Below are 14644 nucleotides of genomic sequence, written 5' to 3'. Positions count from 1 at the left end.
TGCCATGTCCATGGTCCGGCTGACGGTCCGCTCGGTGCTCCGGGAGGCCGAGGGAGTCCTCGGGCTGCTGCTCGCCGACCCCACGGGTGCCGCTCTCGCCCCGTGGGAGCCGGGCGCCCATCTGGAGGTGACCCTGCCGTCCGGGGCGGTCCGGCACTACTCGCTCTGCGGCGACCCGGCCGACCGGAGCACGTACCGGCTCGGGGTGCTGCGCGAACCGGCGGGCCGGGGCGGCTCCGAGGAGATCCACACCTCGGTCGGGGAGGGCACGGTCCTCGGGGTGCGCGGCCCGTTCAACCGCTTCCCGCTGGTGGCGGCCGAGCACTATCTGTTCCTCGCGGGCGGCATCGGCATCACCCCTCTGCTGCCGATGATCCGCTCGCTGCCGCCGGGGTCCTGGTCCCTGCTGTACGGCGGCCGGAGCCTGGCCTCCATGGCGTACCGCGAGGAACTCGCCGGACTCGCCGGGGTCGCGCTCGTCCCGCAGGACACGGCGGGGCTGCCCGACCTGGACGGTGTCCTCGCCGGGCTGCCGGCGGACACGGCGGTGTACTGCTGCGGCCCGGAGGGGCTGCTGCGGGCGGTGGAGGAACGGTGGGCGGGGCCGCTGCACATGGAGCGGTTCGGGGCGGCGCCGGACGCGGTGGCCGAGGCGGGTGCGATCGATGCGGGCGGCTTCGAGGTGGAGCTGCGCCGGAGCGGTCTGACCCTGCGCGTGGAGCCCGGCCGGACCCTGCTCGACACCGTCCGCGAGGCGGTGCCGGGCGTCGCGTACTCCTGCGAGGAGGGCTGGTGCGGCACCTGTGAGACGAAGGTGCTCGCCGGGACGCCCGAGCACCACGACTCCGTCCTCGGCGAGGACGAGAAGGCCTCGGGGACGACGATGATGATCTGCGTGGGCCGCTCGCGCGGCGGACGTCTGGTCCTCGACATCTGATCGACGTGCGGGAGCCCGTACCGGCAGGATCGACCGGTACGGGCTCCCGCACGTCGTCAGGGTCAGGAGTCACGGGTCACGGGTCACGGGTCAGGGGTCAGGGGTCAGGGGAAGACGACCAGCGCCCGGCCGCCCTTGCCCGCCAGCATGTTGTCGAAGGCGCCCGGGATGCCCTCCAGGGTGATGCGCTCGGTGACGAGGGCGCCGAGGTCGAACCGGCCCGCCCTGATGTGCTCGGCGAGCACCGGCAGGTCCGCGGCCGGGTCGGAGTTGCCGTACACGCATCCGGCGAGGGTCCGGCCCCAGTGGAAGATCTCCAGGGCGTTGAAATTGACCTGCTGGTCCTTGCCGCCGATGCCGACGACCGTGGTCCGGCCGCCGCGCCGGGTGGACTCCCAGGCGGTACGGATGGTCACGGCGCGGCCGACGCACTCGACGGCCACGTCGACGCCGTGGCCCCCCGTCAGCTTCCGGATGTCCCTGGCCGTGGTCGCGGAGGCGACGACGTACTCGGTGGCCCCCGCCGCCCGTGCCAGCTCCTCCTTCTCCGGGGAGACGTCCACGGCGACGATCGTCGAGGCCCCGGCGATCCGGGCGGCCTGGAGGGTGGCGAGGCCCACGCCGCCGGCACCGAACACCGCGACGGACTCGCCCGCGCGGACCCGGGCCGAGTGGTGGACCGCGCCCCAGCCGGTGAGGACGGCGCAGCCGAGCAGCGCGGCGTCGGTGAGCGGCACTCCCTCGGGCGCCGGGAGGACGCAGCGCGCCGCGACGACGGTCTCCTCGGCGAAGGCCGCGACGTTGAGGCCGGGGTGGAGCGGGGTGCCGCCCACGGTGTGGGCGTGGACGTTCGCCGCGCCGGTCAGGGCGTCGGCGCAGAGCCAGACCTCGCCCAGCGAGCAGGCGTGGCAGACGCCGCAGGACGGCGCCCAGTTGAGGACGACCCCGTCGCCGGGGGCGACATGGGTGACGCCCTCGCCGACGGAGACCACGGTGCCTGCGCCCTCGTGGCCGAGGACGGCCGGGACCGGCAGGCGCATGGTGCCGTCGGAGAGGGACAGGTCGGAGTGGCAGACCCCGGCGGCGGCGAGCCGGACCCTGACCTGGCCGGGGCCGGGCTCGGGAAGCTCGATGTCGGTGACCTCCAGCGGCGAGCCGACGGCGGGCAGGACGGCGGCGCGGATCGTGCTCACGTGGACGGCTCCTCGGGGCTCAGAACTGGAGGGACTTGGTCTGGAGGTACTCGGCGAGGCCGTGCGCGCCGAGTTCGCGGCCGACGCCCGACTGCTTGTAGCCGCCGAAGGGGGCCAGCGGGTTGAACCGGCCGCCGTTGATGTCGACCTGGCCGGTCTCCATGCGGCGGGCGAACGCGACGGCCGCCTCGGGCTCGCCCCAGACGGCCCCGCCGAGGCCGTAGACGGTGCCGTTGGCGATGGCCAGGGCCTCGTCCTCGTCCTCGTACCGGAGGAGCGAGACGACCGGGCCGAAGATCTCCTCCTGGGCGATGGTCATCTCCGGGGTGACGTCGGCGAAGACGGTCGGGGAGACGTAGTAGCCGGTCTCGCGCGGGGCCTCGGGGCCGCCGGCGACGAGCCGGGCGCCCTCCTCGACGCCCTTCTCGATGTAGCCGAGGACGCGCCGCTGCTGCTTGGCGTTGACCAGCGGGCCGACGCGCTCGCCGGGGACGTACTTGGCGACGGCCTCGGCGGCGAGCGCGACCGCCTCCTCGTACCGGTCGGCGGGGATCAGCATCCGGGTCCAGGCGCTGCACGTCTGGCCGGAGTTGGACATGACGTTCGCGACTCCGACGGCGACGGCCTTGGGGAGGTCGGCGCTCGGCAGGATCACGTTGGCGGACTTGCCGCCGAGTTCGAGGGCGACCCGCTTGACGGCGCCGCCCGCGAGGGCGCCGATGCGGCGGCCGACGGCGGTGGAGCCGGTGAAGGAGACGAGGTCGACGTCCGGGTGCTCGGCGAGCGCCTGGCCCGCGACCGGGCCGAGCCCGGTGACCAGGTTGAACACTCCGGCGGGCAGCCCGGCCTCGTGGACGGCCTCGGCGAAGAGCTGGGCGGTGAGCGGGGTGTCCTCGGCGGGCTTGAGGACGGTCGTGCAGCCGGCGGCGAGGGCCGGGGCGACCTTGGCGACGATCTGGTGGAGCGGGTAGTTCCAGGGGGTGATGGCGCCGACGACGCCGACCGGCTCCGCGTGGACGGTGGAGTTGCCGACCTTCTCCTCGAAGGGGTGGGCGGCGGCCAGTTCCGCGTACGAGCCGGCAACGGCGATCGGCAGTCCGGCGTGGACGGCGGCGGCGAGCTGCGGTGGGGCGCCGAGTTCGGCGGTGACGGTGGCGGCGATCTCCTCCGCGCGGGCGGCGAGCTCGTCGCGCAGGGCGGCGATACGGGCTCCGCGCTCGGCGGGCGGGGTCGCGGCCCAGCCGGGCAGGGCGGCGCGGGCGGCCCGGACGGCGGCGTCGACGTCCTCGGCGGTGCCGGCCGGGACATGGCCGATGACCTGCTCGTCCGCCGGGTTGACCACGGCGATCGTGTCGGAGCCGACGGCGGGGCGCCACTCCCCGCCGATGTACATCGCGTCGTGCGCCTTCATCCGCTGTCTCCTCACGCTGCCGACGGGTGCGTCGGCGACCGGTTCACCGTCCGCACCAAACTAGCGCTGTTAGTTTTCATGCGCCAGGGCCTCGGGGGGGGGCCGGGTCTCCACAGCCGAGGGCCTCCGTGGCCCCGGTCTCCGCGACCCGGTCTCTCCGTGGCCCGGTCGATCGTGCCGGGCGGCGGCACCGGCGGAGCAACCGCCGCGCCCCGGCGGGCGCGCACGCCGGTCGGCGTGGGCCCGCCGGGGCGGGGAGAACGACGGACGCGGCTGGGGTCCGCCGGTCAGATCTTCCGGGCGATGTCGGTGAGGTGGGCGAAGACGACGATGTTCGCCTCGTAGCCCGCCTTGCGGTCGAACGCGCCTCCGCAGGTCAGCAGCCGCAGTTCGGGCCGCCCGGTGGCGCCGTACACCTCCTTGTCGGGGAAGTGGGCCTTGGCGTACGTCCGGACGCGGTCGACCGTGAAGACGGCGACCCTGCCGTCCGCGCGGGCGACCCGGACGGTGTTGCCCGGGCTGAGCGAGTCGAGGTTGAGGAAGACGGCCGGCCCGGTACGGGTGTCGCGGTGGCCGACGACGACGGCGGTTCCGCGCTCCCCCGGGGTGACCCCCTTCGCGTACCAGCCGACGACCCGGGGGTCGCCGGCGGGCGGAGTCGCGAGCCGCCCCGCCGCGTCCAGGCCGAGTTCGGTCACCGGCGCCTCGATGGTGATGGCCGGGACGGCGACGGTGGTGGGACGCGAACGGGCCAGCGGCGAGGGCGGCGGTACGGGCCGGGGGGCGGCCTTCGGCCGGGGCGAGGCCGGAGGCCGGTTCGCCGCACCCTCCCGGACCTCGGCCTTGTGGTCCAGCCCGGCCGGCGCTCCGGCCGGCGCTCCGGCCGCCGGCCGTGCCCCGGCCGCGCCGGGCGCGGCCGGGGCGACGGCGAGCGGTACGTCGGCCGGTTCCTCGCCTCCGGCCCACCAGAGGCCCCCGGCCACCAGGACCACGGTCACCGTCACGGTCCTGGCCAGCCGGAACAGGCGCCGGCGCCTGCGCGAGAGGCGGGACGGGCCGTGCGGCGCCGATGCCCCGCGCGCCACCGAAGCCCCGCGACGCGCGGCCGATGCCGTACGCGTCACCGAAGCCCTACGCGGCGCCATCATCGCGGCGGCGCGAGCGGCGGATCAGGACCAGTCCGGCCGTACCGGCGAGTCCGGCCGCGACGGCCGCCCCGATGCCGAAGGCGGAGGAGTCCTGGGCCGCGATGTCCGCGCTGCCGCCGCCGCCCGCGCCGACCGGACCGTGCGGGGGCTTGCCGGGACCGTGCCCGCCGGGGCCGCCACCGGGGCCGCCGTTGCCGTTGCCGCCGGTCGTGACGTCTCCGGGACAGTCGACCTTGAAGACCTTGTGCTTGCCGGCCCCGTTCTCGCCCTCGAAGGTCCAGACGAGCTTGTACTGGCCATCGGGCAACGACAACGGGCCGGTACTGCCCTTGCCGAGGCCGCCGAGGGTGATGTGGCCGCTGAGCTGTGGGCCGTCGGCCCTGGGTGGCTGCGGGCCGATCTCCCAGTCGACCTCTTGCAGATTGTCGAAGTTGAAGGCCGCCAGGTAGAACTTGCAGACCTTCGGCTCGTCGTTCTGGGAGTCGGCGGGCGTACCCACCTTGTGGATCTTCACATCGCCGTTGTCGCCGGGGGCGGCGAAGGCGGCCGGGGCGGCGAGCGAGAGCCCGCCGAGCGCGAGCGCGGCGGCCGTGGCGGTCATGGCGAGGGGGCGGGTGGTACGAGCGGTCATGCGGGGTCCTCCGGAGGGGCATCGTCAAAGACGAACCGATAATCGGACTATCTGTGACGACGACAGAACGGAGGGTGGCGACATGCCCACGCCACCCTCCGAAGTCGCCCGTCCGGCTCAGACCCCGACCGGGGCCCGCACCACACCCCGGGTCAGATGATTCCGAAGAGGATTCCCGCCGCCAGAACGACCAGCGAGGTCAGCGCGGCCCACTTCACCGTGAACTTGGTGTGGTCGCCGAATTCCACCTTCGCCATGCCGACGAGGACGTACACGGCGGGCACCAGCGGGCTCGACATGTGCAGCGCCTGGCCGACCAGCGAGGCCCGCGCGATCTCCAGCGGCGAGACGCCGTGCGCCGCGCCCGCCTCGGCGAGAACCGGCAGCACACCGAAGTAGAAGCCGTCGTTCGACATGAAGTACGTGAGCGGGAGGCTCAGCACACCGGTGACCAGCGCCATGTGCGGACCCATGCCGGCGGGGATGGCGTCGACCAGCCAGTCGGCCATGTGCTTGACCATGCCCGTGCCGGTGAGGACACCGGTGAAGACGGCGGCGGCGAACACCATGCCGGAGACGTTGAGGACGTTGTCGGCGTGGGCGGCGATACGTGCCTTCTGCTCGGTCATGTTCGGGTAGTTCACGGTCAGCGCGAGGGCCGCGCCGAGGAGGAACAGCACCGGGATCGGCATCAGTTCGAGAATCATCGCGGCGAGCAGCGCGACCGTCAGACCGGCGTTGAACCAGTACAGCTTGGGCCGCAGCGTCGCACGCTTCGGGTCGAGCCCCTGGAAGCCCTCGTCACCCTGCGCTCCTTCGTCTCCATCGACACCGGCCGCACCCGTACCGGCACCGGCACCGGCACCGGCGGCCGGCTTCGCCGACGTGCCCGTACCGTCGGCGCCGCCACCCGCGCCGACCAGCACGGTCTCGGCCTCCGGAACCAGGGCCTCGTCCAGCGTGAGGTAGCCGATGCGCTTGCGCTCACGGCGGCCGAGGACGTACGCGAGGACGAAGACGAAGAGCAGGCCGACACCGAGCGCCGGGATCATCGGGACGAAGATGTCGGCGGCGTCCAGCTTGAGGGCGGTCGCGGCGCGGGCCGTGGGACCGCCCCAGGGCAGCGTGTTCATGACGCCGTTGGCGGTCGCGGCGACACCCGTCATGACCACCAGGCTCATCCCGAGCCGCTTGTACAGCGGATACATCGCCGAGACGGTGATCATGAACGTGGTGGAGCCGTCGCCGTCCAGCGAGACGATCGCGGCGAGCACCGCCGTACCCACGACCACCCGCACCGGGTCGGCCTTGCAGAAGCGCAGGATGCCCCGGACGATCGGGTCGAAGAGGCCGACGTCGATCATCACGCCGAAGTAGACGATGGCGAACATCAGCATGGCGGCCGTCGGCGCCAGCTTGCCGACGCCTTCGATGACGTAGTCGCCGAGCTGGGCCCCCTGTCCGACCGCGACGCAGAAGAGCGCGGGAATGAGTACGAGCGCCGCGATCGGCGACATCTTCTTCATCATGATCAGGACCAGGAAGGTCGCGATCATGGCGAAGCCGAGGACGGTCAGCATGGAGGACACCTCACGTTCACCGTTGAACTGCCGCCGAGTGGCGGTCCGCATGACGGTAGGTGTCCTCTTCCGCTGTTAACAAGATGTTGACGCGTGAGCAATACGAGCAAAACCCCAGGTCAAGGCGGTGGTGATCAGAACTGCGCCTCGGACGGGGCCGGGCGCCGCTCCCCCGGCGGGGTCGGCAGCACGGGTGACACCTGTACGGGAAAGCCGTTCAGCACGGCGGTGCCCGACAGGGGGTCGATCCGGGAGCCGTCCAGCAACTGGTTGACGTTGACCCCGGGGCGCGTGGACGCCACCGAGAGCCGGGTGCCGCTCCGGTCATGACCCCAGCCGTGCGGGATGCTCACCACTCCCGGCCGCATGCCGTCGCTCACCTCGACGGGCACCTCCAGCTCGCCGCCCTCGCCCTTCACCCGGGCGAGCCCGCCGTCGGTCAGCCGCAGCCGGGCCGCGTCCTCGGGGTGCACCTGGAGGGTGCACCGGTTCGAACCGCCGCCGAGCGCAGGGGTGTTGTGCAGCCAGCTGTTGTTGGAGCGCAGATGGCGGCGCCCGACGAGCCGGAGGGTGCCCGGGTCGGGTACGGCGTGCAGCGCGGCGCGCAGCCGGGGCAGGTCGGCTGCCAGCGGCGCGGGGAACAGTTCGATCCGGCCGCTGCGGGTCTTGAGCAGCTGCGGCACGCGCGGCTTCAACGGACCGAGGTCCAGGCCGTGCGGATGCGCCCGCAGCTCGCCGAGGGTGAGCCCGTACGCGCCGAGGCGGAGCATGAGGTCGAGCCGGCGCTCGGGCCCGGTCTCCCCGGTCAGCCCCGCCGCGAACTCCCGCGGGTCCACGCCGTGGGCGGGCGAGTGCTCCTGGGTCACGGCCTTGGCCAGGGTGGTGTCGATCGCGAGCTGGTCGACGGCGGACGGCGGGGCGCCGTGCATTCCCGACACGGCGAGGATCAGCCGGGCGTGGATCTCGCACTCGTCCATGCGGTCCGCTTCGAGGGGCAGGGCGGCGGGGGTGTAGCGGACCTGGTTCCGTACGGCGAAGTTGTTGAAGGCGTAGTCGAAGTGGGCGCTCCGGGACGGCGGGGGTGGCGGCAGCAGGACGTCGGCGTGGCGGGTGCTCTCGTTGAGGTAGGGGTCGACGGCGATCATCAGGTCGAGGGTGGCGAGGGCCGCGTCCAGGCGGTCGCCGTCGGGGGCGGACAGGACGGGGTTGGCGGCGACGGTGATCAGCGCCCGGATTCGCCCCTCCCCCGGTGTCTCGATCTCCTCGGCGAGCGCGACGAGCGGCAACTCCCCCTTGACCTCGGGGTGGTGCGAGACCCTGCTGTGCCGGCGGCCGAGGGCGAACCCCTTCCCGGGAGCGGCGGGGCGCGGGGCGGGTGCGGTGGCGGCGAGGGGGAAGAGGACTCCGCCGGGTCGGTCGAGGTTGCCGGTGAGGATGTTGAGGACGTCGACCAGCCAGTTGGCGAGGGTGCCGTGCTCCACGGTGGAGCTGCCCATCCGCCCGTAGACGGCGGCGGTGGGCGCGGCGGCCAGTTCCCGGGCGAGGGCGCGGATGGTGTCCGCGTCCACGTCGCAGGCGTCGGCGACCGCCTCGGGGGTGAACTCCCGCATCGCCGCCCGCACGTCCTCGGCCCCCTCCACATGCGCGGCGAGCGGGCCGAGGTCGGTGAGTCCCTCCTCGAAGAGGGTGTGGGCGAGGGCGGCGAGAAGGAGCGCGTCGGTGCCGGGGCGGATCGGGACGTGCCGGTCGGCGAGCCGGGCGGTGCGGGTGCGCCGGGGGTCGACGACGGTGAGGGTGCCGCCGCGCCGGCGCAGCGCCTTGAGCCTGCCGGGGAAGTCGGGGGCCGTGCACAGGCTGCCGTTGGAGTCCAGCGGGTTGGCTCCGAGGATCAGCAGGTGATCGGTGCGGTCCAGGTCCGGCACGGGGACGGCGAAGGGGTCTCCGAACAGCAGGCCGCTGGAGACGTGCTTGGGCATCTGGTCGAGCGTGGACGCCGTGAAGAGGTTCCGGGTGCGCACCGCGCCGATCAGCAGGGGCGGGTAGAGCGAGCCGGCGATCGTGTGCGCATTGGGGTTGCCCAGGACGATACCCACGGCGTCCGGGCCGTATTCCTCCATCAGCGGTCGGATTCTGGCGGCGATCGTGTCGAAGGCTTCTTCCCAGGTGGCCTCGCGGAGCCGGCCGTCCACGCGGACCATCGGGCCGCGCAGCCGGTCCGGGTCGGCGTCGATCTCGGGGAAGGCGGCGCCCTTGGGGCAGACGAAGCCCCGGCTGAAGACGTCGTCGCGGTCGCCCCGGGCCCCGGTGACACGGGTCCCCTCGATCGTCAGGGTGAGTCCGCAGGTCGCTTCGCAGAGGGGACAGATGCGCAGGGCGGTGGACATGGAGTCTCCCTGGGGCGGCGTCGGGTGGCGCCGAGCATACCGACCGGTAGGCACGTATAGGGAGGGGTCTGCGGGAGGTTACGAGAGCGAGGGGACCAGATAGGCGTAGAGCAGTTGGCGGGTCTCGTCGACGAGCGCCGGATCTCCGGCGGGGTCGGTACGGAAGGCAAGCCTGACGAGGGCGTCGGCGGTCTCGACGCCGACCAGGACCTTCCGCCGCAGGTCGTCGTCGGCGGGCCGGTGCAGATGGGCGGCGATCAGGGCGCAGATCCGCTCGGCGACCAGCCGGTTGGGATCCTCGACGTCGATCCCGGCCGCGCTCTCACCGCCGCCTCCGGCCCGGTCGTCGCCCTCGCCTCCGGAAGGCTCCTCGCGGTCGCGCCCCGCAGGGCCGCCGCGCGCCTCGTCGCGTCCGCCCGCGCTCTCCCCGGGCGCCCCGGCGGGCACCCCGAAGTCGATGAGCGCGAAGCCGGGGACAGTCCGCTTCATCGCGATGAACTCGTCCAGGACGCCGTCGATGGCCCCTTGCGCGTCGAGGAACGGCGCCTCGGCGAACCGGTCCGAGATCCGCCGGGCGTACTCGTCCAGGTTGCGGTGGGCGAGGGCGGCCACCATCGCCCGCTTGTTGCCGAAGAAGCGGTAGACGGAGCCAATGGGGACTCCGGCGCGGCCGGCGACCGCACGGGTACTCAGCTGCTCGTACCCGGTCTCGTCGAGCAGGACGGCGCAGGCGTCGAGGATCCGGGCGAGCCGCTCGGCACTGCGCTGCTGTACGGGGGCGCGGCGGAGCACGGGCGGGGTCTGGGTTCGCGTCTGGGGCACGGGGACCATGATGCCGCTCCCGTCGGGCGGTCGGGCGTCGGGCATCGGCTTCAGGCGATCAGCAGGCCGATTCCGCCGAGGGTGTACGCGATCATCAGCACGAACAGCGGGAGCTGTCCGGCGACGGCGCGGTCGGGCGGGAAGAGGCGGACCGACCGGTCGTGGGCGGCGATCACACCGAGGACGTGACCGGTGACGATCGCCGAGACCTGGAGCGTCGCGAGGCCGCCGGGGCCCAGTGGTGGGGCGGGTGCGAGGGCGTTGTCAGTGCCCCCTGCCAAGATGACTGTGCGTGACCCCTCGGTGACGAAGAGCGAGAAGTAGTGGGCGACGAGATAGCCGAGGGCGATGGGCAGGAGCGAGTGGGCGAAGGAGGTGAGCGGGTTGGTGACGGTGCGGTTCACGAGGCGCAGGGCGCCCGCGCAGAGTCCGTAGCAGGAGGCGGCGAGGGCGACGGCGGCGAGGAGGCCGAGGGTGGCCGTGGGGGTGGGTCCGAGGGGTGAGGTCTGGAGGGTGGTGATCCAGCGGGGGTTGTCGGAGAGGCCGTCGTAGGCGGTGGAGCCGAGGAGGACACAGACGGTGGCGACGAGGCCGGGCGTCTGGGGGGTGGCGTCGAGGCCGTGGAAGGGGGAGCGGATGACCAGTCGGCCGTCGGAGCGGCGGCCCAGCGGGGAGAGCCGGGCGAGAAGGGAGGAGTAGACCTCGAAGGGGTCGGCGTGGGCGAACCAGGTGGCGCCGTAGCGGGCGGCGCCGAGGAGCTGGACGGAGGTGTGGATACCGAGGGCTACGAGGAGGGTGGCCGTGGAGGTGTTGTCGGGGACGACGAGTTCGAGCCAGGTGAAGAGGAGGAGGCCGGCGGCGGCGGGGCGGATACCGAGGGCGGCGGGAAGGGGGTGGGGCGTCCGCGGCGGGTGAAGGGAGTGGAGGGCGCGCAGGGGGTTGAGGAGGCGCCAGACGGGGCCGAGGAGGAGGGAGGTGGGGACGATTCCGACCCAGAGGAGGACGTAGAGGGCGCCGGGGGCGGGGTTGCGGTCCGGGTCGTCGGGGCCGAGGAGGAGGTGGAGGAGGACGACGAGGGCGCCGGCGGCGCCGAGGAGGCGGAGGGCGGTACGGGTGGCGGGGGCGTCGGCCACCCGTTGGAGGGCGGCGGGGAGCGGGCGCCCCGACAGGTCCCCGCGGAAGCGGGAGGTGGACCAGAGCAGGCCGAGGGCGAGGAAGGAGATGAGGAGCGCGGCGAAGGCGCCGGCGTAGGCGTAGAACGGCGAGAGGGGGAGGTCGTGCTGTGAGCCGATGCCGTGGGCGAGCCGTGTCCCGACCACGGGGGCGTGGGCCTGGACGGCCCCGGCGCCCCAGGCGGCCTGGGTGGCCTGGGTGGCCGCCTGGGTGAGGGGTCCGGTCATCGGACGACGAGTTGGGTGAGCACGAGTCCGGACTCGTGGGTCTCCACCTCGAAGAGACCGGTGCGGTCGACCGTGAGGGTGAGGGTCGCGGGGGTGCCGGGGGTGAGGGGCAGTTCACGGTCGTAGCCGTGGACATGGACGGTGTCGGCGCGGTCGCCGGTCACGCGGAGGGTGAGGCGTTCGCCCTTCTTGAGCTCGATGCGGGAAGGGGGTGGTGCGACGGTCTTGCCGGTGATGGTGAGGGTGACGGTGCGGCCGGGGGCGGGCACGGGGGAAGCGGTCGGGCGGGGGCTCGGCGAGGTGGCGGAGGGAGAGACGACGGGAGGGGAGGTGGCCCGGCCAGGGCCCGAGGTGGTGGGGCCGGTGCCCAGGCGGAGGGTGGCCTGGACGGGGGCGCCGGCGACGGCCCAGACCGTGTGGTCGTCGGCGTGGAGCCGGACGGTCAGGGTGTGGGCGCCGGGCGGTACGTACCCCCAGGGGCCGTAGAGGCGGGCGGTCTCCTTGCCGTCGATGAGGAGGCGGGCATGGCCGCGGCCCGGGAGGGCCGCGCCGCCGGTGCTCTCGGGGGTGAAGCGGAACCTCTCCACGACGAGGTGGACGTTCCAGCCGCCCTCGCTGTCGGGGAGGGCGTCGGCGCGGACGGTGGGCGCGTCCGTCGCGGGCAGTTCCCTGAGCCGGTGCCCGGCCTCGTCCCGGGCCGGGAGGAGGGTGCCGCTGCTCCCGGTGTCCTCCTGGTGGCTGGTTCCGGGCTTGTGGTGGGTGGTGGCCCGGCCGCCGCAGCCCACCAGGGTCACGGCGGCGGCGAGGACGAGCGCCAGCGGCGCGAGGGGGAGGCGGGGCGCGGCCCGCCGCGTGCGGGTCACGCCGTCCCCTCCTCGTGCGGCCGGGCCTCGGAGTGCGCGGAACCGGGGGCGGGAGCACGACCGGAACCGGACTCTGCCCCGGAGCCGGACCCCGGCACCGCTGCCGGTTCGGCTTCGGGGGTGGACGGGGTTTCGGGTGACGGGTTCGGGGTGCGGGCGCCGGCGGCGACCACGGCCCACAGGACCCACACCACACCGAGGAGCAGGCGGAGCCAGGCCGGGCTCACGGGGATGCCCGGGACCATCAGGACCGCCTTGTCGAAGGCGTCGAGGAGGGTGAGGGCGCCGAGGGCCACGGTGGTCCAGGCGAGGACCGGGCGGGTGGGACGGAGGGCGAGGCCCAGGAGGGTCCACCACAGGCCGGTGAGGAGCAGCGCGAGGGCCGGGACGACGGTCGGGGTGAGGGCGAGGGTCGAGCCGGCCACGTCGAGGGCCAGGCCTGCCAGGCCGAGGAGGGAGGCGACGGTGGCGATCCTGCTGCCGCGGAGGCGGCGCCACCAGAGGGCGAAGCCGGCCAGGGCGAGGACAAGGGCGCTGCCGAGGGCGAGTTGGGTCTCGACGCGCTGGATGCCCCGGGCGCCGTACCAGTCGCAGCCGGCGGGGAGGCGGCGGGCCTGGACGTTGTAGTCGGCGCAGACGAGGAGCTGGGCGAGTTTGACGGGTTCGCCGACGAGCCGGTCGGTGTTGCCGGAGACCTCGCCGCGGCGGGCGCCGCAGCCGGGCAGGGCGCCGGGACTGGCGGCTCCGGCGTCGGTCTGCCAGCAGTTGCCGCCGCCTTGGCCGTCCCACCAGACGTCGCTGCGGTTGGGGCGGGAGTTGCCGGCCTTGTCGATGCCGAGGTGGTTGTCCGCGTAGCGGTTGTGGTGGGAGGTGTCGGTCTGCTTGCCCCAGGCGGACTCGCCGCGGATGAAGGCGGGGACGGCGTTGAGGAAGAAGGCGGCGCGCTGGTGGCCGTAGACCCAGTTGTTCTCGTAGAGGTTCCAGTTTCCGCCGGCGGTGATGATGCCGGTGCCGGGGGGCATGGAGATCTGGGGGCAGACGACGCCCTGTTCGTAGCCGCGGTCGACGGGCGGCTTGGCGCAGGTTCCGTCGGCGACGTAGGGGTAGTAGTTCGAGTTGTTGTCGTGGATCAGGTTGCGCTCGAAGTGAGCGTGGTTCTGGGGCAGTCCGGGGTGGCCGGGGAAGGCGGAGTCCATGGAGGCGCCGCCCATGTTGTGGTCGAACTCGTTGTCGTGGACCCAGACGGAGTCTCCGGCGGTGCCGGAGTAGCCGACCATGTTGTGGTGGCTGCGGCAGCCGGTGATCTCGATGGAGTAGCGGGGGACGTCGTAGCCGCGGCCGTTGTTGATGTTGGAGGCCGAGCCGGGGTAGATGCCGGAGTCGCCGTTGCCGTAGGACTCGCAGTTCTTGTAGAGGCCGTGGTCGGAGGCGAAGGTGAGGAAGCCGTACTCGTCGTTCCAGCGGGTGAGGACGTCGTCGATGACGAAGCCGTCGGCGGCGAGCACGTAGAGCGAGTTGAACGTGGTGCGCTGGGCGGTGAAGTTGCGGAAGTAGACGCCGTCGGTGCCGTCGGCGCGCACGGCGTTGAGCTTGCGGTACTTGGCGTCGATGACGACGTCGAGCCGGGAGGCGCCGGTGCCCTCGATCTGGAGGTCCTTCTTGCCGAGGATGGCGACGAGGTTCTGGTTGTGCGGGCACTGCCGCTGCTGCTCGTAGCTGAGGATCTGGTAGCCGAGGGCGGAGTTGGGGGCCTTGAGGGTGGCGCAGGCTCCGGCCGGCGGCGGCAGGGAGGGCTCCTCCTCGTAGAGGCCGGGGAGGATCGCGATGGTGAGGCCGGGCCGGTCGACGGCGTCCACGGCCTGCTGGAGGTGGCGGTAGCCGCTGCGGGCGCAGCGTTCGAAGAGGGCGAGGTTGCGGGCCTTGAGGGTGGCGGGGAAGCCGGAGACGCGACGGGCGAAGTCGGTCCGGTCGGTCTTGCAGACGAGGAGGTCGGGTTCCCCGGTGCGGAGCTTCGGCACGCTGCCGGAGCCGTCGGGGAAGGTGACGGGCCGCTCCTCGTGGGCCTGGGCCCCGGGTGCGGTGAGCAGGGCCGCGGCGAGTGCCGTGAGCACCGCGGTGAGCGCGAGGACGAACCTTCGGGTCCAGGACATGCGCGTGAGAGTAGAGCATTGTTCATCTTCTTTGACCCCCTCGTGCGGCACCTGATTTCCGCGCACTCGACGACCACCCCGACGACCACCCCGACAGCCATCCACGCCGGTCGCCCCGTTGACGG

Annotated in this window: 11 protein-coding genes; 1 reads left to right on the top strand and 10 read right to left on the bottom strand. The window is 73.4% G+C overall.

Features of this window, described 5'->3' with window-relative positions; translation table 11 throughout:
- Positions 1-4 precede the first annotated feature (4 nt).
- The gene (locus ABT154_RS10185; RefSeq protein ID WP_351855310.1) at positions 5-937 is read left to right on the top strand and encodes a PDR/VanB family oxidoreductase; all 933 of its coding nucleotides are present in this window, start codon (positions 5-7) and stop codon (positions 935-937) included.
- Between the two features lie 104 nt (positions 938-1041).
- On the opposite strand, the gene ABT154_RS10180 is transcribed toward ABT154_RS10185, so the two are convergent.
- From ABT154_RS10180 to ABT154_RS10135, 10 genes are all read right to left on the bottom strand, one after another.
- Positions 1042-2130, bottom strand: coding sequence for a Zn-dependent alcohol dehydrogenase (locus ABT154_RS10180; RefSeq protein ID WP_351855308.1), 1089 nt, complete (start codon positions 2128-2130; stop codon positions 1042-1044).
- A gap of 19 nt (positions 2131-2149) precedes the next feature.
- The gene (locus tag ABT154_RS10175; protein ID WP_351855306.1) at positions 2150-3541 is read right to left on the bottom strand and encodes an aldehyde dehydrogenase family protein; all 1392 of its coding nucleotides are present in this window, start codon (positions 3539-3541) and stop codon (positions 2150-2152) included.
- A gap of 287 nt (positions 3542-3828) precedes the next feature.
- Entirely contained in the window at positions 3829-4545 is a 717-nt protein-coding gene (locus ABT154_RS10170; protein WP_502969479.1) for a class F sortase, read from the bottom strand.
- A 127-nt stretch (positions 4546-4672) separates the two neighbouring features.
- Positions 4673-5320 carry a hypothetical protein gene (locus ABT154_RS10165; protein ID WP_351855303.1) on the bottom strand — a complete coding sequence of 216 codons (648 nt, stop codon included), beginning with the start codon at positions 5318-5320 and terminating at the stop codon, positions 4673-4675.
- A gap of 152 nt (positions 5321-5472) precedes the next feature.
- Positions 5473-6900, bottom strand: a complete 1428-nt coding sequence (locus ABT154_RS10160) for a CitMHS family transporter (protein WP_351855773.1) — start codon at positions 6898-6900, stop codon at positions 5473-5475.
- A gap of 134 nt (positions 6901-7034) precedes the next feature.
- The gene (locus tag ABT154_RS10155; protein WP_351855300.1) at positions 7035-9284 is read right to left on the bottom strand and encodes a molybdopterin oxidoreductase family protein; all 2250 of its coding nucleotides are present in this window, start codon (positions 9282-9284) and stop codon (positions 7035-7037) included.
- 78 nt (positions 9285-9362) lie between these two features.
- Positions 9363-10115 carry a TetR/AcrR family transcriptional regulator gene (locus tag ABT154_RS10150; RefSeq protein ID WP_351855770.1) on the bottom strand — a complete coding sequence of 251 codons (753 nt, stop codon included), beginning with the start codon at positions 10113-10115 and terminating at the stop codon, positions 9363-9365.
- A gap of 41 nt (positions 10116-10156) precedes the next feature.
- Positions 10157-11506, bottom strand: coding sequence for a hypothetical protein (locus ABT154_RS10145; RefSeq protein ID WP_351855298.1), 1350 nt, complete (start codon positions 11504-11506; stop codon positions 10157-10159).
- Positions 11503-12369, bottom strand: a complete 867-nt coding sequence (locus ABT154_RS10140; protein WP_351855296.1) for a hypothetical protein — start codon at positions 12367-12369, stop codon at positions 11503-11505. The genes ABT154_RS10145 and ABT154_RS10140 overlap by 4 nt, the downstream gene beginning before the upstream one ends.
- Positions 12366-14519, bottom strand: a complete 2154-nt coding sequence (locus ABT154_RS10135; protein WP_351855293.1) for a right-handed parallel beta-helix repeat-containing protein — start codon at positions 14517-14519, stop codon at positions 12366-12368. Before ABT154_RS10135 ends, ABT154_RS10140 begins: the two co-directional genes overlap by 4 nt.
- Positions 14520-14644 lie beyond the last annotated feature (125 nt).

It is taken from the genome of Streptomyces sp. NPDC001728 (genome assembly GCF_040297565.1).
GTDB lineage: Bacteria > Actinomycetota > Actinomycetes > Streptomycetales > Streptomycetaceae > Streptomyces.
The sequence above is the reverse complement of the archived record's forward strand: the minus strand, read 5'-3'. Positions and strand labels throughout refer to the sequence as shown.